14 protein-coding genes are annotated in these 19418 nt (G+C 52.8%); 8 read left to right on the top strand and 6 right to left on the bottom strand.

The annotated features are described in order from the left end of the window. Nucleotides 1–53 precede the first annotated feature (53 nt). A complete protein-coding gene (gene umuC / locus FD737_RS06105; RefSeq protein ID WP_160832981.1) occupies nucleotides 54–1316 on the top strand; it encodes a translesion error-prone DNA polymerase V subunit UmuC in 1263 nt (420 codons plus the stop codon). Between the two features lie 1242 nt (nucleotides 1317–2558). Further along, on the top strand, nucleotides 2559–2723 hold the full coding sequence (locus FD737_RS06100; protein WP_160832980.1) for a hypothetical protein: 165 nt from the start codon (nucleotides 2559–2561) through the stop codon (nucleotides 2721–2723). Nucleotides 2724–3205: 482 nt separating this feature from the next. On the opposite strand, the gene FD737_RS06095 is transcribed toward FD737_RS06100, so the two are convergent. Next, nucleotides 3206–3598 carry a YgiW/YdeI family stress tolerance OB fold protein gene (locus FD737_RS06095; protein ID WP_097117058.1) on the bottom strand — a complete coding sequence of 131 codons (393 nt, stop codon included), beginning with the start codon at nucleotides 3596–3598 and terminating at the stop codon, nucleotides 3206–3208. Nucleotides 3599–4213: 615 nt separating this feature from the next. Here FD737_RS06095 and FD737_RS06090 point away from each other — a divergent pair. After that, nucleotides 4214–4414, top strand: a complete 201-nt coding sequence (locus FD737_RS06090; protein ID WP_034821329.1) for a DUF2767 family protein — start codon at nucleotides 4214–4216, stop codon at nucleotides 4412–4414. A gap of 37 nt (nucleotides 4415–4451) precedes the next feature. Here the strand turns inward: FD737_RS06090 and nifJ are convergent, their stop codons facing one another. Both nifJ and FD737_RS06080 read right to left on the bottom strand, forming a co-directional pair. Next, complete coding sequence (gene nifJ, locus FD737_RS06085) at nucleotides 4452–7979, bottom strand: pyruvate:ferredoxin (flavodoxin) oxidoreductase (protein ID WP_160832979.1); 3528 nt, start codon at nucleotides 7977–7979, stop codon at nucleotides 4452–4454. A gap of 136 nt (nucleotides 7980–8115) precedes the next feature. Then, nucleotides 8116–8772 carry an MgtC/SapB family protein gene (locus FD737_RS06080; protein ID WP_034821327.1) on the bottom strand — a complete coding sequence of 219 codons (657 nt, stop codon included), beginning with the start codon at nucleotides 8770–8772 and terminating at the stop codon, nucleotides 8116–8118. A 188-nt stretch (nucleotides 8773–8960) separates the two neighbouring features. On the opposite strand from FD737_RS06080, the gene FD737_RS06075 reads away from it, so the two are divergent. Next, on the top strand, nucleotides 8961–9233 hold the full coding sequence (locus tag FD737_RS06075; RefSeq protein ID WP_034821326.1) for a DUF333 domain-containing protein: 273 nt from the start codon (nucleotides 8961–8963) through the stop codon (nucleotides 9231–9233). A gap of 16 nt (nucleotides 9234–9249) precedes the next feature. On the opposite strand, the gene FD737_RS06070 is transcribed toward FD737_RS06075, so the two are convergent. Continuing rightward, nucleotides 9250–10242 (bottom strand): 2-hydroxyacid dehydrogenase, encoded by a 993-nt coding sequence (locus FD737_RS06070; protein WP_034821521.1) that lies wholly within the window; start codon nucleotides 10240–10242, stop codon nucleotides 9250–9252. A gap of 165 nt (nucleotides 10243–10407) precedes the next feature. Here FD737_RS06070 and FD737_RS06065 point away from each other — a divergent pair, with 165 nt between their 5' ends. The 3 genes from FD737_RS06065 to FD737_RS06055 are packed head-to-tail and all read left to right on the top strand — an operon-like array spanning nucleotide 10408 to nucleotide 13543. Beyond that, a complete protein-coding gene (locus FD737_RS06065; RefSeq protein ID WP_160832978.1) occupies nucleotides 10408–13026 on the top strand; it encodes a YdbH family protein in 2619 nt (872 codons plus the stop codon). Continuing rightward, nucleotides 13023–13211, top strand: coding sequence for a YnbE family lipoprotein (locus FD737_RS06060; protein ID WP_013509194.1), 189 nt, complete (start codon nucleotides 13023–13025; stop codon nucleotides 13209–13211). Before FD737_RS06065 ends, FD737_RS06060 begins: the two co-directional genes overlap by 4 nt. Before the next feature lie 11 nt (nucleotides 13212–13222). Continuing rightward, nucleotides 13223–13543 carry a YdbL family protein gene (locus tag FD737_RS06055; protein WP_097117061.1) on the top strand — a complete coding sequence of 107 codons (321 nt, stop codon included), beginning with the start codon at nucleotides 13223–13225 and terminating at the stop codon, nucleotides 13541–13543. Nucleotides 13544–13647: 104 nt separating this feature from the next. On the opposite strand, the gene azoR is transcribed toward FD737_RS06055, so the two are convergent. Further along, nucleotides 13648–14247: an FMN-dependent NADH-azoreductase gene (gene azoR / locus FD737_RS06050; RefSeq protein WP_034821315.1), complete on the bottom strand. Its 600-nt coding sequence runs from the start codon at nucleotides 14245–14247 to the stop codon at nucleotides 13648–13650. A 255-nt stretch (nucleotides 14248–14502) separates the two neighbouring features. Here azoR and hrpA point away from each other — a divergent pair, with 255 nt between their 5' ends. Then, nucleotides 14503–18399 (top strand): ATP-dependent RNA helicase HrpA, encoded by a 3897-nt coding sequence (gene hrpA / locus FD737_RS06045; RefSeq protein ID WP_160832977.1) that lies wholly within the window; start codon nucleotides 14503–14505, stop codon nucleotides 18397–18399. A gap of 110 nt (nucleotides 18400–18509) precedes the next feature. Here the strand turns inward: hrpA and FD737_RS06040 are convergent, their stop codons facing one another. Then, the gene (locus FD737_RS06040) at nucleotides 18510–19316 is read right to left on the bottom strand and encodes a serine protease (protein WP_034821307.1); all 807 of its coding nucleotides are present in this window, start codon (nucleotides 19314–19316) and stop codon (nucleotides 18510–18512) included. Between the last annotated feature and the right edge of the window lie 102 nt (nucleotides 19317–19418).

Below are 19418 nucleotides of genomic sequence, written 5' to 3'. Positions count from 1 at the left end.
CAGTTTGAAATCTTCGGCGTGGTCCGGCACTCCATTAAGACGATGGGCCGTTAATGTTTGCCCTGGTGGATGTGAACTCGTTTTACGCCAGCTGTGAAACGGTGTTCAGACCGGACCTGCGTGGCAAGCCGGTAGTTGTCCTCTCTAACAACGATGGTTGTGTTATCGCGCGTTCGGCAGAAGCGAAAGCACTGCAGCTGCCTATGGGGGCACCGTACTTCAAGCTCAAAGACGAGTTCAGGCGTCATAAAGTTCAGGTATTCAGTTCCAATTACGCCTTATACGCAGACATGAGTAACAGAGTGATGACCACTCTGGAAGATATGGCACCCTCAGTTGAAATCTACTCTATTGACGAAGCTTTTATGGACCTGACCGGGATACGTAATTGCCGTGTGCTGGAAGACTACGGGCGGGAAATTCGCGCGCGCGTAAAGCGCGATACGCATCTGACCGTTGGAGTGGGGATAGCACCCACTAAGACGCTCGCCAAGCTGGCCAATCACGCCGCCAAAAAATGGACGAAAACCAGGGGCGTGCTGGATTTATCGAACATTGAGCGCCAGCGCAGGCTGATGGAACTGGTGAAGGTCGAGGATGTGTGGGGAGTGGGCAGGCGTATTAGCAAAAAGCTGAATGCGATGGGCATCATCACCGCGAAGGACCTTTCAGAGCATAGCACGTACATCATCCGTAAGCATTTCAATGTGGTGCTGGAAAGGACGGTGAGGGAGCTGCGTGGCGAACCCTGCCTCGAGCTGGAGGAATTTGCGCCCACGAAACAGCAGATTGTCTGTTCGCGTTCATTCGGTTCCCGCATAACGGAATACCAGGATATGCGTCAGGCGGTGTGTGCTTATGCCGAGCGCGCGGCCGAAAAGCTCAGAAGTGAACGACAATACTGCCGGCAGATAGCCGTTTTCGTCCGAACCAGTCCGCACGCGGTAGGGGAGACGTTTTACGGTAATCAGGCAATGGGCTCGCTGATAACACCCTCCAACGACACGCGGGACATTATCCGCGTGGCCATGGAGTCACTGGATCGCATCTGGCTCGATGGATGCCGCTTTATGAAAGCCGGCGTGATGCTGGGAGATTTCTATAGCCAGGGCGTTTCTCAGCTCAATCTCTTTGACGAATTTAAGCCACAGGCTAACAGTGAAACGCTGATGCGTGTCGTTGACGGCCTTAACCAAAGCGGGAAGGGGAAATTATGGTTTGCAGGACAGGGTATGCAGAAAACATGGGCTATGAAGCGGGAAATGCTGTCGCCGGCTTACACCACCCGCTTTTCGGACCTCCCCGTTGCGAGGTGACATTTTTACTAAATCCTCTTCAACTGCTGCTACCCACAAGCACAACATGTTATGTGGTCGAGTTTCAGGGGCGGACCTGTATCATTGATGAACGACTGCGGCCGGAAGATGGTGATACTGTTTTGCTGGATATGTTAGGGATGTATGAGTGGGGAAACCTATACATACATCCAAACCGGGTAATAACGGATGAAGGAGTGATTCTGGAAGAAGACTTACTGGAAGATATGGCTATCCTTGGCGTAGTTACTCATGAGGTCACGGCCATAAAGGTACAAGATAGATCGCCAATCTGATGTAGTAAATAAAGAGCCCGGGAGAATCCAGTCACCCGGGCGGCATCAATGTATGCCAAACATTTCCAATAAGAGTTGTGTCGTCTAAACAGGGAAGTAAAAGGCGACCTTTTGAAAATAGACTGTAACTGATTAAACGCTAGCGAAGCGGCAAAAAGAATGAGAACAGTTGATGTTTTGAGGTTTGATGATGGCAGGAAGAAGGTGATTCAGTCAGGGGGGCAGTGTAAGAAGGTCGAAAGAAAGACACACAAAACGATAGATAGGATAATTCGGGTGGAGAATCTTTCGCCTTTTACTTAAGTAATCCGATATTAACGTTAACAGCATGAAATAGACTCTTTAATGAAGTACACAGACTTTGACGCAAAAAAAAGCACAGGATGCCCTTGAGTTCAGCCTGTGCAGAGAGTGTCTAATAATCATTTATCTTTTTTATTGTTCTGCCATGATAAGACGTTTTACCACATCATGGAAATCCATTGTGCCTGTAGCAGAAAAATTATTGCAAGCAAAAGCACAGTCGTTAGTGCAGGAATCGTCAGGTTTCTCATACGGACCTGTTTTCTCATTCAGGAGGAATTTTATTTACCAACAACTGTAGACCATACAGGAAGAAAGACCGCACTACAGGTGAGTTTAATCGTGGGCAATCTTTGGGATAATGATTGTACTTTCTGATATGACGCATCTTACATTGTATCGCATGTAGTGATGCAACCATTGCCAGTTGAGTACAAAAAAACACCCGTCAGGGGCAAGTGAACGTATAGTCAATATGGTTATTGTGCACCACTGTAATTGCCTGAAAATAAAAAACACATAATACTTGCATTGGCTAACAGTCATTCAAAAAGTACAATTGAAGCCGGAAGAATCGCATTGAACCGGACAGAAATGCATTCAAAGGCTAAATTCTCATCAAATGGAAAGGTGCGCTTAATTTATGTACAGCACCTCTGATTTAATACCCTCTTTTCAAAATGCTCCATTAGTGCTCGTTTTAGAAATATTGAAAGATTCAAAACCAGAAGTGTATGAGAATCTCCATTTAAAAGAAAAGCCCGGAGCTGGTGGCGAGCCGGGCCTGCACAAAGAGTGCGAATCATGATCAAACGGAGTTTTATCGATATCACAGGAAAGTGGTAGCGATAAAACAGAGTTTAGACTGTGATAATGGGATTGCATGCGAAGCGGTAAGATTAAGTCATGACTAAGTAAATTTTTTAAGGTAATGCCTGCTTTGCCATAGATAAAACTAAGCAGTGTTAGTGACCTAACACCATAAAATAATTAGCTTAACCGAGTGAAGTTTACCTCTACACCAGGAGCAAAGTTAAACAATCAAAATCCTTTATTCAGCTTGCTATAGTCAGATTCGCAATCATTAAATACCAGGTTTGCCATCATGTAATCTAAAGCGGGAGAGATGGACGTTTATTGAAAGTAGTATTGAACTTATTCGGTATGTGCTGAAGGTGTCAGGCTTTCAACCACCGGATTTTATGGATGCACACTCTAGCCGTTTGAGCTAGCGCTAGCTATTAAGGGGTCAGGCCCCTGCCCTTAATGAGCGGGGCCATCGTTTACTTATCAGGGTTCGTCTATACGTGAAACTTTTAAATGCGCATTTTTACCTTTGCCAAACACCTTGCCACTGACGCGGATTTTATCTTCAGAATTGAAGGTTTTGCCTTTAAAGGTAGCCTCTGGAGCGTCAATGTTTACTGTGCCCGTGCTATCACGAAACTGATAAATGTTGCCCTTCACTTTTTTAACAATGTAACCTTCAAGAGTGACATAACCGCCCTGGCGGAAATCTTTTATCAGTGTGATCGGTGTTTCCGCGGTGTCTTCGGATCCTTTATAACCTGCATCTTCTTTGCTCTGAGGAGGTGGTGTTTTACCCGCTTCAAATCCGCCGGTTTCAGCACAAGCGCCAAAACTGAGAGGTAACATTACTGCGAGCCAGGCAACTTTATTCATTTTAATCTCCATTAATGAGGCATCGACTCTAAGCCTGGCACAACTTAGGAAAAATAACTGATGCGCACATAGTTTTGATGTTTCATAAAGATTAATAATGCAGCGATTGTGGGAGCTAACGATCTATTCAGGGAGATAAACGAGGGGCGAAATCAGGGGCAAATATCTTTTTCAGAGCACTAAATGGGGCATTGTCACTGGCGGTCAGTGTAAAACTGCGTACTTATGCAATATTCTAACCGAATGAAATATCAAGGCTATCCATTACTGCCAAGAACTTGTAGTAACTGTCTTATGTCTTCAGATTATATTGTTCTTTTTGGTTACTTCTTGATTTTCTGACATTATTTTCACGCTTGAGAATGAACGCAAGGGTCGTTGGCGGCTGAATAAAGCTTCAGCGGCAATGAACCCTTATGACATGAGTGCGTATGGTACGGATTGCGCAGGCGAATGCCAGTCTGATGTGATCTCTTTTCAAGGATTCCTGCGATAAAACCGCACACTTTGCCAGAACAATATGCCCATTTATTGATCTGGGTAAAGATTGTGCGCATCGCTGCCTGACAGGATGGATGAAGTGTTTTTTTAGTTTCTAAAGGTGAGGAGAGGCAGATGCAAACGTACGACATGGTTTTTGAAGAAGCGTGCCGGCTAGTCGGGCAATGTTATCTCGAGCTGGCACAGCGTGGATCAGCAACAGAAAAAGAGGTGGTAGCGACAGAATTGCGTAATCTGCAACTGCGCTATCGGGAGTTAACCGGCTCGCCCAATCGCGCGGTTGAGATGGCAATTATTCAGCTTCAACCCTGTTAAATCATTAAGCCCGGCCAGCGCGCCGGGCTTAGTTCATTTAGTCACTTTTCTCTACTTTACCGGCCATTTCCGCCAGTCTTTGATAGCGTTGATTGGCGGCTTCGGTTGCATCCTGCCAGATCTGCGCGGCGGCTTCCGGTTCACGGGTTTGCAACTGGCGGAAACGCTGCTCGTTCATCAATACCTCTTCCAGCACCGAGGTGGGCGGGCGAGAGTCCAGCGCCAGTGCCGCTTTACCTTGTTCTGCACGTCGAGGGTCATAACGATACAGCGGCCAGAATCCGCTGGTGGTCAACAATCGCATCTGCTCATGGCTGTAGGCGAGGTCGTAACCGTGCTCTTCACACGGACTGTAGGCGATGATCAGCGATGGGCCGGGCCAGGCTTCCGCTTCCTGAATCGCTTTCACCGTCTGATTCAACTGCGCGCCCAGCGAAATTTGGGCCACATACACATGCCCATACAGCATGGTGGCAACGCCTAAATCCTTACGTGCTTTGCGCTTCCCTTGCTCGCCAAACTTGGTGACTGCGCCGAGCGGCGTGGCTTTGGAGGCTTGTCCGCCGGTATTGGAATAGCACTGGGTGTCGAGAACCAGCACGTTGACGTTTTCGCTCAGGCTCATCACATGATCAAGACCGCCATAGCCGATGTCATAGGCCCATCCATCGCCTCCAATCAGCCAGACAGATTTCTCCACCAGCGCATCGGCGATAACCCGCAATTCGCCTGCGTGCGCTGATGATGAAGCCGCCAGCTGCTGACGCAGTTCAACGATTTGCTCGCGACGAACAGAGGGCAGGACATTTTCCTCTTTCAATGCTGCCACTAAAGCGTCAGGCAACTGTGGCGCACACTGATCTAACAGACGTAGCGCACGCTGTTTCTGCTGATCAACGCTCAGGCGGAAACCGAGCCCGAATTCAGCATTATCTTCAAACAGGGAATTGGCCCATGCCGGTCCGCGTCCTTCAGCGTTAGTGGTGTAAGGGGTGGAGGGGAGATTACCGCCATATATGGATGAGCAACCGGTGGCGTTGGCAATTAACAGGCGATCGCCATACAGCTGCGTCAGCAACTTGATATACGGCGTCTCCCCACAGCCGGAACAGGCGCCTGAATACTCAAACAGCGGGGTGATCAGTTGTGAGGTGCGAATATCAATGCGTTCCAGCTGTTCCGCCGTGATTTCCGGCAGCGCAAGAAACGCATCGTAATTCACCTTTTCAGTTTCAACATGCTCAAGACGGGATTGCATGTTGATGGCTTTAATCTCCGGGTGCTGGCGATCGCTGGCCGGGCACACTTCGACACACAGATTACAGCCGGTACAATCCTCAGGTGCCACCTGCAACACGTATTTCTGGCCGCGCATATCGCGTGATTTGACGTCGAGAGAAGCGAGTGATTCAGGCGCGGAGTCCATGGCTTCAGGCGCAACGACTTTAGCGCGAATCGCCGCGTGCGGGCAGGCTGCTACGCAGTGATTACACTGCGTGCACAGGTCGGGTTGCCAGATGGGGATCGCTTCGGCGATGTTGCGTTTTTCCCACTGTGTGGTGCCAACGGGCCAGGTGCCGTCTGGCGGCAGTGCGGACACCGGCAATTTGTCGCCTAATCCTGCCAGCATGGCGGCGGTGACGGTTTTGACAAAATCCGGTGCGCTATCGGATACCACCGGCGGGCGGTGCGGGCTTTGCTGATCAACCGCCTGTAGCGGCACCGCTTCCAGCGCCTGTTGAGCCATCGCCAGCGCCTGCCAGTTACGCTGCACCAGCTCCTCGCCTTTACTGCTGTAACTGCGTGCAATGGCGTTTTGCAGTTCGGTTAATGCACTGTCGCCGGGCAAAATCTGCGTCAACTGGAAGAACGCCATTTGCATCACGGTATTAATGCGCGCACCGAGCTGGCATTCACGCGCAATACGCGCCGCATTGATGACATAAAACCGCGCCTGCTTGTCATTAAGCTGGCTCTGCACTTCCTGCGGCAGGCGTGACCAGACTTCATCAGCGGCATAAGGCGTATTCAGCAGAAAAATGCCGCCCGGTTTCAACTGGTCAAGCATCGAATATTTATCAATAAATTGCAGTTGATGACAGCCAATAAAATCAGCCTGTTGCACCAGATAAGCCGACTGGATGGGATGTTCACTGACGCGCAGATGGGAAACAGTCAGGCCGCCCGCTTTTTTCGAGTCATAAACGAAATAGCCTTGCACGTGCCACGGCGTGGCATTGCCGATGATCTTCAGGTTGTTTTTGCTGGCGCTCACGCTGCCGTCACTGCCGAGGCCGTAAAACAGCGCTTCCAGTCGCGCCCGGTTCGGCACGATGTTGGCCTCCATCGGCAGCGATAAGTGCGTGACATCATCATAAATACCCACGGTGAAACGCGCAGGCGGTTGTTCACGCTGCAGCGCACGGAACACAGCGAGCACGGCATCAGGGGCAAACTCTTTCGATGACAGACCGTAGCGCCCGCCGATCACTTTCGGCAGCGTCGGGCGTTCACCCCGGCTAAAGGCTTCAGCCAGTGCGGTCATCACATCCAGGAACAGCGGTTCACCCAGTGCGCCGGGCTCTTTGGTGCGATCCAGCACCGCCACGCGCTGAACCGAAGCAGGCAGCGTTTTGATCAGATGCGCCGCTGAGAACGGACGATAGAGGCGCACTTTCACCAATCCGACCTTTTCGCCGCGCTGCAACAGAACATCAATCGCTTCTTCGGCGGTGCCGCAGCCCGACCCCATCATCACTATCACGCGCTCAGCCTGCGGATGACCATAAAACTCAAACGGCTGATACTGGCGACCGGTGTTAGCGGCAAACGCGTCCATAGCGGCTTCAACATGGCCGGTGCAGGCGTCATACCAGCGATTAGTGGCTTCGCGTGACTGGAAATAGGTATCAGGATTGGCGGAGGTGCCGCGAATGGTTGGACGATCCGGCGTCAATGCGCGTGCACGATGTTCTGCGATCGCTTGTGCTGGCATCAGTGCTTGCAGGGTTTCATCGCTAATAGGAACGATTTTGTTGATTTCAATTGAGGTGCGGAAACCGTCGAAGAAGTGGATAAAGGGCACGCGGCTATTGAGTGAAGCCATCTGAGAAATCAACGCGAAATCCTGCGCTTCCTGCACGCTGGAAGCACACAGTTGTGCGCAACCGGTCTGGCGCACCGCCATCACATCAGAGTGATCGCCAAATATCGACAGCGCATGCGTGGCAACAGTTCGCGCAGCAACATGCAGGACAAACGGTGTCAACTGCCCGGCGAGTTTATACAGCGTCGGGATCATCAGCAGCAGGCCCTGCGATGACGTGAACGTGGTGGAAAGGGCGCCGGTTTGTAACGCACCGTGCACGGTAGCAATCGCGCCGCCTTCTGACTGCATCTCCACCACGCGAGGGATATCACCCCAGATATTGCGGCGACCTTCGCCAGACCAACTATCGGCCAGTTCCGCCATGGTGGAACTGGGCGTGATGGGATAAATGGCGATCACTTCACTGGTGCGGAAAGCGACCGAAGCCACCGCACCGTTGCCGTCGACGGTAATCATAAATCGTCCTTTGCTACGCTGAGAAACCCGAAACTTTACGGGGGTAATAATTCACTTTAGCAAAGCAATTTGGTTGGACTTTTTCATCTGTGTGGTGGCGACAGGTGAGCGCACTGCCATCTAAGGTTGTTGATTTTTACATCATTTCTAATGATTGAACGCCTTTGATTTCCATCACTTTATCGTAGATGGTGTGAATAGCGGCACTGCGTGACAATGTCACCTCAACGCTGAGTTCACACAGGCCATTCTCCTCATCCCGATTTACCACAGCAATGTGACCGTAACGGATATTCTCGCGTTGCAGCACCAGCAACACCAGCGGCACGCTTTTGGGTTTAAGGTGCACCATTAGCGTGTGATGGCGGCCAATCAGCCAATGACTGATGCGACGGAAAGTTTCTAACACCACCAGCGCTAGCACCGTGCCATAAATACCGATTTCATACATGCCGCTACCAATCACCAGGCCAATCGCGGCGGTGACCCACAAACCTGCGGCGGTGGTTAAACCCTTGACCACTTGTTTTTGGATGATGATGGTACCGGCGCCGAGGAAGCCCATCCCACTCACCACCTGTGCGGCAATTCGGCTGGGATCCAGCGCCACGTGATCACTATCAAGCATGTCGGCGAAGCCATACTTTGACACCAGCATAAACATGGCACTGCCAATGCCCACCAAAATGTGGGTGCGTAATCCGGCCTCTTTGGCGCGCATCTGACGCTCGAGGCCAATCAATCCACCCAAAATGCCGGCGAGCGCAATACGGATCAACATGTCTGTTAGCATGATTCCTCCTTATGCATTGATAAATAGGATTGTTTCGGTGAAAAAAGGCTGTTCAGGTCCAATCAGGATAATTCTGCTTGCAAAAGGCGATAAAAAAATTTGTAAAAAGCTGTGTCGCCTATCGATCCCTTGACGCACCTGACATATGCTGGGGGCTCTTTTACGCCCAACTCCCCGGAGCCCGACCGATGAAAGCCGCTACCTTACTGCTGGCCGGTGCAGCACTGTTACTTTCTGCCTGCAGCAGCAACAGTGATGACGAACCACCACAACAGGCTACCGCAGCACACGTTCAACCGCATGTTGTTATGGCATCTATGGCCGAAGTGAATTGCAGTAATGCCGGGGGAACATTGGCGTTTTCACGCCAGCTGGATGGATCGCGTATTGGCATGTGTCAGTTAGCCAATGGCCGTCGTTGTGACGAGCAGGCGCTGATGGGTGGACAGTGCGCCCGCTGAGGCAGGCGCCACATCTTTACGCTTTCACCTGATTCGGGCAGTCTTCGCCACGTTCAAGCTGCTGTAAATTGCTGAGCGTGGTTTCGGAAATCGCCGTCAGGGCTTCGGCAGTCAGGAATGCCTGATGGCCGGTGAACAACACGTTATGGCAGGCTGACAGGCGACGGAACACATCGTCCTGAATCACATCGTTCGATTTATCTTCAAAGAACAGATCGCGCTCATTTTCATACACATCCATACCGAGTGAACCTATCTTTTGCTGCTTCAGCGCATCAATGGCTGCCTGTGAGTCGATCAGGCCACCACGGCTTGTGTTGATGATCATCACCCCATCTTTCATTTGATTAAAGGCTTGTGCATTGAGCAGATGATGATTTTCAGGCGTCATTGGGCAATGCAGCGTAATCACATCGGATGCGGCAAACAGCGTTTTCAGATCGACATACTCGGCACCCAGTTCGAGTGCAGCAGCACTTGGATAAGGATCGAACGCCAGTAAACGCATGCCAAAGCCTTTCAGGATGCGCATGGTCGCCACACCGATTTTACCGGTGCCAATCACACCCGCCGTTTTGCCGTGCATATTGAAACCGGTCAGGCCATCCAGCGAGAAGTTAGCATCACGCGTGCGTTGATAGGCGCGGTGAATGCGGCGATTCAGCGTCATCATCAACCCCACCGCGTGTTCAGCCACCGCTTCCGGCGAATAGGCCGGTACGCGTACCACCTGCAAACCGAGGGCGGCAGCCGCTTCAAGGTCGACGTTATTAAATCCGGCACAGCGCAGCGCGATGGTTTTCACGCCCAGTGCCGCCAGCTCCTCCAGCACCCCTTTACTGCCATCATCATTAACGAAAATGCACACCGCATCGCAGCCCGCCGCGTTTTTGGCCGTGGTTTCACTCAGCAGGAAGTCAAAGAACTGCAGCTCAAATCCAAAGCTGGCATTGACGTGTTCAAAGTATTTCTGGTCGTAGTGTTTGGTGCTGTAAACCGCAACTTTCATTATTTCGCTCCTGAAAAATGCAACGTCGGTATCATCACAGAATAACGTTTTCTGCATTATTTTGCTGTTCTTCAGCCAGGCTATATAGCTAACACCTTCATTTGCCGGGCATAACATGACATCATCTCCGTCAGGATTGCGTAAAGAACAGGATAGTTAACTGCCATGTCGCGGGGCCTCCGTCGAACACTTGCTGCGCTACTGGCGCTGATATTGCTGCTGTTGGGATTACTGCTGACGCTGACGCAATGGTTGCCGCGTCTGGCGGGCATCTGGCTGCCGGAAAATACCCGCGTTGAGCTCAATGGTTCACCGCGCTGGCACAACGGCGGCGTGCATTTTCCGGCGGTAAGCTATCTGGCTGGTGACTGCGAGCTGGCGAATGTCAAAGATGTCGCGCTGGGTTGGCAACATAAACGCTGGCAGCTAAGTGCACAGGCCGTACAGCTCAACAGTGAATGCCTGCAAGCCCTGCCACAAAGCGATTCCAGCGGTGCACCGCGCAGTCTGGCCGAATGGCAACACATGTTACCGGGTGCCGATATCCATCTGGAGCAACTGAGTATTTTACCCTGGCAGCAATATGCCGGCCGTTTTGATCTCAGCCTCGATAAAAGCGTCCAGCAGTTACATTATCAGGGCGATAACCTTCAACTAGATGCACGTTTGCAGGGGCAGCAACTGCAGATCGCACAACTCCAAATCAGTCATCCTTTGCTACCAAAACCGCTCGATTTGCACGGTGATCTTACGCTGCCCACCTTTGCTAACGGTTTGCCGGTGGCGGGTGAACTCAGCGGTGATGTCAATCTGACGCAGTGGCCGCAGCCGCTGGCGATGACGCTTAACTGGCAGCAGCAGCAAGGCACGCTGGTGATTAATCAGCAGGGTGACGATCAGCCGTTGTTGCAGTTACCGTGGCAGGTCGATGCGCAGCAGATACGTATCACTCAGGGACATTGGCGCTGGCCGCAAGCTGACCAACCGCTGTCGGGTGGTTTGGCGCTCACCCTCGACAACTGGCAGCAGGGGCTGGAAAACACCCAGGTCAGCGGGCGGTTCAATCTGCTTACCCAAGGCCGCGGCGGTAAAGGTAACCTGGTGCTGAGTGTCGGGCCGGGCACATTGAGCCTTACCGACAGCGCGTTACCGTTCCAGCTGACCGGCGAAAGTAAGTTTGCCGACCTGCAGTTGTTCGGCAGCATGCCGGGCATATTGCACGGCATGTTGACCGATCCACAAATCACGCTTAAACAAGGTGCACTGCTGCGTTTGCGCGGTCGATTACTGTCGACGCTGGAAGTGGATGAAACGCGCTGGCCACTGGCAGGCGTCACCGTTGGCTCGCGCGGTATTAATGGCCGCCTGCAGGCCATCTTGAAGGCACACGATCCCAACTTCGGTCGCTTTACGCTGCATCTGGATGGTCGCGCCAGCGATTTCTGGCCGGACAGTGGGCGCTGGAACTGGCGATACTGGGGTGATGGATTGATGCAGCCGCTCAATGCCAAATGGGATGTGAAGGGCACGGGCAGCTGGCAGGATACGTTAATCAGCCTGGACACACTCAATACCGGCTTTGATCAATTAGCCTATGGCATGGTGCAAGTCGACAAACCGCGCCTAACCTTAACCGCACCGGTTCGCTGGCAACGAGACGTCGCGCATCCGGCTTTCAACGGGGGTTTTACCCTGAAATCTGGTCAGACGCAGTTTAGCTATGGCGGCTGGCTGCCGCCTTCAGAACTGAGTTTTGAGGCCAAAGGCAGCGATCCGAGTCGTTTTATCTGGCGCGGTCAGTTAACTGCTGAAGATATCGGCCCGGTAAGGGTACACGGGCGCTGGGATGGTGAACGTTTGCGCGGTGAAGCCTGGTGGCCAGCTCAGTCACTGACGGTGTTCCAGCCGTTGCTCAGTAGCGATTTGAAGATGCGCATTCAGTCAGGTGAACTGAGAGCGCAAATGGCGTTTTCTGCGGCGTCGAAACAGGGCTTCGAAGCCGGTGGTTTCTGGGCAGTAAAAAAGGGCAGCGTGTGGATGCCGGACAGTGAAATCAATGGCATCGACTTCACGCTGCCGTTCCGTCTCAAGGATCACCAATGGCAGTTAGGGCGTCGCGGTCCGGTTTCACTGCGCATCGCTGAAGTCAAAAACCAGTTTGCGTTGCAGAACATCACTGCCGATCTGCAGGGCCACTATCCATGGCAAGAGCGCCAGCCGTTGACGCTCAGTAACGTGAATCTCGATCTGTTAGGCGGCCATGTCAGCATGCCTGAACTGCGCATGCCGCAGCATGAACCCGCGCGCGTTTCGCTGCGTGAAATCAACCTCAGCAAGCTGATCACGGCGATCAAACCGAAGCAGTTCGCCATGTCGGGCAAAGTAAACGGCGAGCTGCCGCTATGGGTGAATAATCCGCAATGGCTGATTGAAAAGGGCTGGATTGCCAACAGCGGCCCGCTGACCTTCCGCATGGATAAAGATATGGCGGATGCCATCGTCAGTAATAACTTTGCCGCGGGTGCCGCCATGGACTGGCTGCGCTACATGGAGATTTCCCGTTCGTGGGCCACTTTGGACCTCGATAACTTCGGCAATCTCACGATGCAGTCCGAAGTGAAAGGCACCAGTCAGTTTAGTAATCGCCGACAGTCGATTAACCTCAACTATCGGCATCAGGAAAATCTGTTCCAGCTGTGGCGCAGCCTGCGCTTTGGCGATAATTTGCAATCCTGGGTGGAACAAAATGCCACCCTGCCATCAAAGAAGGATCCCCAACCATGAGCCTCAGGGCATTGCTGGTGTTGGCAGCTGGGCTGCCGCTGATCGGTTGCGTGCCTCGCATTGAAGTGGCGGCACCGAAAGAGCCGATCACCATCAATATGAACGTGAAGATCGAACATGAAATCCACATCAAGGTCGATAAAGATGTGGAAGCGTTGCTGAAAAACCAAAGCGGCCTGTTTTGAGGAGCGGCATGATGAAATCGAAAGCGATGGCATTGTTGCTGGTGCTGCTGCTGGTGCCTTCAGCGTGGGCGCTGACGCTGGACGAAGCGCGGCAGCAGGGGCGCGTGGGGGAAACACTCAGTGGCTATGTGGCGGCGCGACAACAGGATGATGAAACCCTGGCGTTGGTGAAACGGATTAATGATGGCCGTATGCAACAATATCAGCGCGTCGCGCAGCAGAACAATCTGAGCACCAGTGAAGTGGCACGTATCGCGGGCGAAAAGCTGGTGAGTCGCGCAGGCAGTGGAGAGTATGTGCGCGGTATCAACGGGCAGTGGTTACGTAAGTAAAACCCATCATTATCTGAGTCACAGCCATAAAAAAGCCGGGCACTCAGGCCCGGCAAAGATGGCATCATACCCATTATTCTCGGGTATCCATCACGTTCTTAAGATTACGCAGCAACAATTTGCTTGATGGCGTCTTTCGCGTCGTTAGCCGCTTTGGTCGCCACTTCTGGACCATAAGCAATACCTTCAGCGAACACGAAGTTCACATCGGTGATGCCGATGAAGCCCAGGAACAATTTCACGTATGGGGTCAGCAGATCCGTTGGGGTATCTTTGTGAATACCGCCACGGCTTGACAGGATCACGGCACGTTTACCGGTGACCAGACCTTCCGGGCCTGCTTCGGTGTAACGGAAAGTCACGCCAGCACGCGCAATCAGGTCGAAGTAGTTTTTCAGCTGAGTAGGGATGTTGAAGTTGTACATTGGCGCAGCAATAACCACAGTGTCATGCGCTTGCAGTTCTGCAATCAGCTCATCAGACAGCGCCAGGGCTTCCTGCTGACGTGGAGACAGCGGAGCATCAGAAGGACGCAGTGCACCAACCAACTCGCCATCCAGAACGGGAATTGGCTGAGCAGCCAGATCGCGAACAGTCACTTCATTACCTTTGGCGCGCGCTTCTTCAGCGTAGAAGTCAGCCAGTTGGTTTGACTGAGAGTAACCGGCCAGAATGCTTGATTTCAGAACTAAAACTTTGCTCATGGTGTTTTCCTGTGCGTTACGCGGTTGGCTTACCGCTCAATGCGTTACACTCTACGGAGATCCTCCGCGAGGTAAAAGCGCAATATTTCGAGACCTATGTTCGAAATTATTGAATAAGGTCGCACGTCCGGTCAGGTGAGGTTGTCCAGAGTGTGCTATTATGCCGGGCAATAATTGATTGAATCCGCCGGGAAATTTCAGCCGGCATCGAGCGCACTTTGCCAGGCTCGCCGCGACCACAGGTAACACACCACTATGTCATCATCCGTCACTTCCCCTTTGGCCCCACTCTGGACGCGGCTCGATAATCTGATGCTGCGCGACCGCCAGCGCTTGCAGCGCCGTTTGCATGGCGCAGCGAAGGTGAAAAATCCAGCCGCGCAGCAGGGCATTGCAACAGAACTAGAAGCCGAATTTGCTGCCGCTGAACTGCGCATTGCACAGCGCACGGCGGCCACGCCACGCATCACCTTCCCGGAAAATCTGCCGGTCAGTCAAAAGCAGCAAGAAATAGCCGAGGCGATTCGCGATCATCAGGTGGTGATTGTGGCCGGGGAAACCGGTTCAGGGAAAACCACCCAGCTACCGAAGATTTGTCTGGCGCTCGGGCGTGGTGTCAAAGGGTTGATTGGTCATACGCAGCCGCGCCGTCTGGCGGCACGTACCGTTGCCAATCGTATTGCCGATGAGCTGGAAACCTCGCTCGGCGGCACTATCGGCTATAAGGTGCGCTTTAACGACCAGGTCAGCGACACGACGCAAGTGAAGCTGATGACCGACGGTATTCTGCTGGCGGAAATCCAGCAGGATCGTCAGTTGTTGCAATATGACACCATCATCATCGATGAAGCGCACGAACGCAGTTTGAACATCGATTTTCTGCTGGGATATCTGCGTGAGCTGCTGCCGCGCCGTCCCGATTTGAAAGTGATCATCACCTCGGCGACCATCGATCCGCAGCGTTTCTCTCGCCACTTCCATAATGCGCCGGTGATAGAAGTCTCAGGCCGAACCTATCCAGTCGAAGTGCGCTACCGCCCAATGGTGGAAGACGCTGACGATACCGACCGCGATCAGCTGCAGGCGATTTTTGACGCGGTCGATGAGTTAGGTCACGAGAGCCGTGGCGATATCCTGATCTTTATGAGTGGCGAGCGTGAAATTCGCGATACCGCCGATGCGCTGATGAAGCGCGATATCCCGCACACCGAAATCTTACCGCTGTATGCGCGGCTGTCGAATGCCGAACAGAACCGGGTGTTCCAGTCACACAGTGGACGCCGCATCGTGCTGGCCACCAACGTGGCCGAGACTTCACTCACCGTACCGGGCATTAAATACGTTATCGATCCCGGTACGGCGCGCATTAGCCGCTACAGCTATCGTACTAAGGTGCAGCGCCTGCCGATCGAGCCGATTTCTCAGGCATCCGCCAATCAACGTAAAGGGCGTTGCGGACGTGTGTCGGAAGGGATCTGTATCCGTCTCTACTCTGAAGACGATTTCCTCAGTCGTCCGGCGTTTACCGATCCGGAAATTCTGCGTACCAACCTGGCGTCGGTTATCTTGCAAATGACGGCGCTCGGCCTGGGCGATATCGGCGCATTTCCGTTTGTCGAAGCACCCGACAAGCGCAATATTCAGGATGGCGTGCGCTTGCTGGAAGAGTTGGGCGCTATCACGCTAAGTGAGGATGAAACCTACAAGCTGACGACGTCTGGCCGCCAGCTGGCGCAATTGCCAGTCGATCCGCGTCTGGCACGCATGGTACTGGAAGCGCAAAAATTTGGCTGTGTGCGTGAAGCGATGATCATCACTGCGGCCTTATCGATTCAGGATCCGCGCGAGCGCCCAAGTGATAAACAGCAGGCATCCGATGAAAAACATCGGCGTTTTGCTGACAAAGAGTCGGATTTCCTCTCATTTGTGAATCTGTGGAATTATCTGCAGGAGCAGCAAAAAGCGCTGTCGGGCAATCACTTCCGGCGTCAGTGTAAAACCGACTTTCTCAACTATTTGCGCGTGCGTGAATGGCAGGATATTTACACGCAATTGCGTCAGGTGGTACGCGAACAGGGTATGCCGGTTAACAGCGAACCCGCGCCCTATCGTGAAGTGCACTGCGCTTTACTGACCGGATTACTGTCGCATATTGGCCAGAAAGACAATGAGAAGCAGGAATTCACTGGCGCGCGTAATGCCCGCTTCTCCATTTTCCCTGGCTCCGGCCTGTTTAAGAAGCCGCCGAAGTGGACCATGGTCGCGGAACTGGTGGAGACCAGCCGGTTGTGGGGCCGCGTGGCCGCACGTATCGATCCCGAATGGATCGAACCGCTGGCCCAGCATTTGATTAAACGCAGCTACAGCGAACCGCACTGGGAGAAAGCCCAGGGCGCGGTAATGGCGACAGAAAAAGTCACGCTGTATGGCCTGGCAATTGTGCAGGCGCGTAAGGTCAACTACAGCCGCATTGATGCGCCACTCAGTCGTGAGCTGTTTATCCGCCACGCGCTGGTGGAAGGCGACTGGCAGACGCGCCATGCGTTTCTGCGCAACAACCTCAAATTGCGCAGTGAAGTGGAAGATCTGGAACACAAATCACGTCGTCGTGACATTCTGGTCGATGATGAAACGTTGTTTGCTTTCTACGACCGCCGCATTGGCGCTGACGTTGTCTCCGCACGCCACTTTGATAGCTGGTGGAAACAGGCGAGCAAGGACAATCCTGACCTGCTGAGTTTTGATAAGCAGATGCTGATCAAAGATGGCGCGGATAAAGTCAGCCAGCTCGATTACCCGAATTTCTGGCATCAGGGCAATCTGAAGCTAAAACTGAGCTATCAGTTTGAGCCCGGCGCGGATGCCGATGGTGTGACCGTTCACATTCCGTTGCCGTTGCTGAATCAGGTTGAAGAGGGGGGGTTTGAGTGGCAAATCCCCGGCGTGCGCCGTGAGTTGGTGATTGCACTGATTAAATCGCTGCCAAAACCAACGCGCCGCAATCTGGTGCCTGCACCGAACTATGCAGAAGCTTTCCTCGGTCGTGTTAAAGCGATGGAGTTACCGCTGCTGGATGCGCTGGAGCGCGAGTTCCGCCGCATGACCGGCGTCACCATTGACCGTGAAGCCTGGCAGTGGGATCAGGTGCCCGATCACCTGAAAATGACCTTCCGCATTGTGGATGAACACAACCGCAAACTGCAGGAAGGCAAAGACCTGCATCAATTAAAGCAGGTATTGAAAGGTAAAGTGCAGGAAACGCTGTCGAAAGTCGCAGACGATGGGCTGGAGCAGAGCGGACTGCACATCTGGAGCTTTGGTGATTTGCCGCAAAGTTACGAGCAGAAACGCGGCAGCTATCAGGTTAAAGCCTGGCCCGCACTGGTCGACGAGAAAGACAGTGTCGCCATTCGGCTGTTCGATAATGAACTGGAGCAGCAGAAAATGATGTGGCGCGGTCAGCGTCGCTTGTTACTGTTGAACATCCCGTCGCCGATCAAGTATCTGCACGAGAAACTGCCCAACAAAGCCAAGCTCGGCTTGTACTTCAATCCCTACGGCAAAGTGCTGGATTTGATTGATGACTGCATCGCTTGTGGAGTCGACAAACTGATGGCGGAAGCGGGCGGTCCGGCATGGCAACAGGAGAATTTCGAGCAACTGCGCGACAAAGTGCGAGCTGAATTGAACGAAACTGTGGTGACGATTGCCAAACAGGTCGAGCAGATTCTGACCAGCGTATTCAATATCAACAAGTTCCTGAAGGGGCGTGTCGACATGACGCTGGCGCTGGCACTGTCTGATATTAAAGCGCAAATGAGTGGCCTGGTATACCGCGGCTTTGTCACCGGTAATGGCTATCAGCATCTGGGCGATACGTTGCGCTATTCACAGGGCATCGAGCGCCGCCTTGAAAAACTGCCGACTGACCCTTACAGCGATCGTGCGCGCATGCTGAAAGTGCAGGCCACAGAGCAGGCGTGGCAAGCATGGCGCAATAAACTGCCTCCGCAGCGTCAGGATGATGCTGAAGTTCAGGCGATCCGCTGGATGCTTGAGGAGTTACGGATTAGCTATTTTGCTCAGCAGCTGGGCACACCTTATCCTATCTCTGATAAGCGTATTCTGCAGGCGATGGAACAAATTAGCTGAGTCACCCAAAGCACAGAGGCGCTCTTTCTGCGCCTCTGTGAGTGAAATATCGCTGACTGCGCATGAAACACCCTGGTGCGAAGAAGGGGCGCGATTCTGTGGCGAAAATCTTATTTCGCCAGCTCTTCCAGACTGTCTTTAAACGACGTCACTGCGATGGCACGGTTATCCGCGCGATAACGGTCCGCCGGCGCGGGTGCAGAGCTTTGCACGGCAATCAGCTTCCAGCCATCACCACTTTTCAGTAGCAGCGGCGATCCGCTGTCGCCTGGCAACGTATCACATTGATGAGACAGCACCGCGCGTTGCGCCCAGCCGGTAATCAGGCAGTCGCTGTGAGAATAGAGCGTGTCGAGGTGATCAGCAGGGTAACCGGCTTGTGTCACTTTGCGTTCGGTGGTTTTCAACGCATCGGTTAAATCGCTACGTGAGCCGTCAAATAAGGGGATGGGTACGATACCCGACGGCGGATTATGCAAAATGACCAGCCCGTAATCGTAAGGTGCCGCGCCTGGTGGCACGATCCAGCCCTCACCATCGGCCTGTAGCCTGCGCGCCAGTGAAGGTTCTACACGCGCATCAATATCATGTATTTCGTAACGCCAGCCTTTAGCACCTGACATAAAACGCAGCGCCACCGGTTTATCAAATTTACCCGGAGGGGCGAGCAGGCAGTGTCCAGCGGTTAATGCCAGATGGGCGGATATCAGGGTGGCCGTGCAGAGGTTGCCACTTTCGGTCTCCAGTTGTCCAATGGCATCCCAGGGAGCGGCACTCACATCCGTAATGGCTTTGCGGTGGTCTTTGCCAAAAAATAGCGTCTTGATGTCTTCCGGGCTTGGCCCATCTTCATCATCGGCATGTGCTGCGAGGTTAAAACTGAAAATTCCAACAAGTAACAGGATAGCCAGGCGCATAGTTCTCTCAATGGCGAGAATAAGAAGAGGTTATTGTCATCACGCTTGAGCGATAACTATAGTCGGAGAGCGGGAAAAAAGGGAGAAATATTGGAGTAATCA

The organism is Pantoea sp. Seng (assembly GCF_009829935.1).
Classification (GTDB): Bacteria; Pseudomonadota; Gammaproteobacteria; order Enterobacterales; family Enterobacteriaceae; genus Pantoea; species Pantoea communis.
Note: the sequence above shows the minus strand (reverse complement) of the source record. Positions and strands in the feature narration are given on the sequence as shown.

What these genes read in the sequence shown, in the direction of transcription:
- umuC (WP_160832981.1), top strand. Translation starts at nt 54, where the DNA reads ATGTTTGCCCTGGTGGATGTGAACTCGTTTTACGCCAGCTGTGAAACG.
- FD737_RS06100 (WP_160832980.1), top strand. Translation starts at nt 2,559, where the DNA reads ATGTACAGCACCTCTGATTTAATACCCTCTTTTCAAAATGCTCCATTA.
- FD737_RS06095 (WP_097117058.1), bottom strand. Translation starts at nt 3,598, where the DNA reads ATGAATAAAGTTGCCTGGCTCGCAGTAATGTTACCTCTCAGTTTTGGC.
- FD737_RS06090 (WP_034821329.1), top strand. Translation starts at nt 4,214, where the DNA reads ATGCAAACGTACGACATGGTTTTTGAAGAAGCGTGCCGGCTAGTCGGG.
- nifJ (WP_160832979.1), bottom strand. Translation starts at nt 7,979, where the DNA reads ATGATTACCGTCGACGGCAACGGTGCGGTGGCTTCGGTCGCTTTCCGC.
- FD737_RS06080 (WP_034821327.1), bottom strand. Translation starts at nt 8,772, where the DNA reads ATGCTAACAGACATGTTGATCCGTATTGCGCTCGCCGGCATTTTGGGT.
- FD737_RS06075 (WP_034821326.1), top strand. Translation starts at nt 8,961, where the DNA reads ATGAAAGCCGCTACCTTACTGCTGGCCGGTGCAGCACTGTTACTTTCT.
- FD737_RS06070 (WP_034821521.1), bottom strand. Translation starts at nt 10,242, where the DNA reads ATGAAAGTTGCGGTTTACAGCACCAAACACTACGACCAGAAATACTTT.
- FD737_RS06065 (WP_160832978.1), top strand. Translation starts at nt 10,408, where the DNA reads ATGTCGCGGGGCCTCCGTCGAACACTTGCTGCGCTACTGGCGCTGATA.
- FD737_RS06060 (WP_013509194.1), top strand. Translation starts at nt 13,023, where the DNA reads ATGAGCCTCAGGGCATTGCTGGTGTTGGCAGCTGGGCTGCCGCTGATC.
- FD737_RS06055 (WP_097117061.1), top strand. Translation starts at nt 13,223, where the DNA reads ATGAAATCGAAAGCGATGGCATTGTTGCTGGTGCTGCTGCTGGTGCCT.
- azoR (WP_034821315.1), bottom strand. Translation starts at nt 14,247, where the DNA reads ATGAGCAAAGTTTTAGTTCTGAAATCAAGCATTCTGGCCGGTTACTCT.
- hrpA (WP_160832977.1), top strand. Translation starts at nt 14,503, where the DNA reads ATGTCATCATCCGTCACTTCCCCTTTGGCCCCACTCTGGACGCGGCTC.
- FD737_RS06040 (WP_034821307.1), bottom strand. Translation starts at nt 19,316, where the DNA reads ATGCGCCTGGCTATCCTGTTACTTGTTGGAATTTTCAGTTTTAACCTC.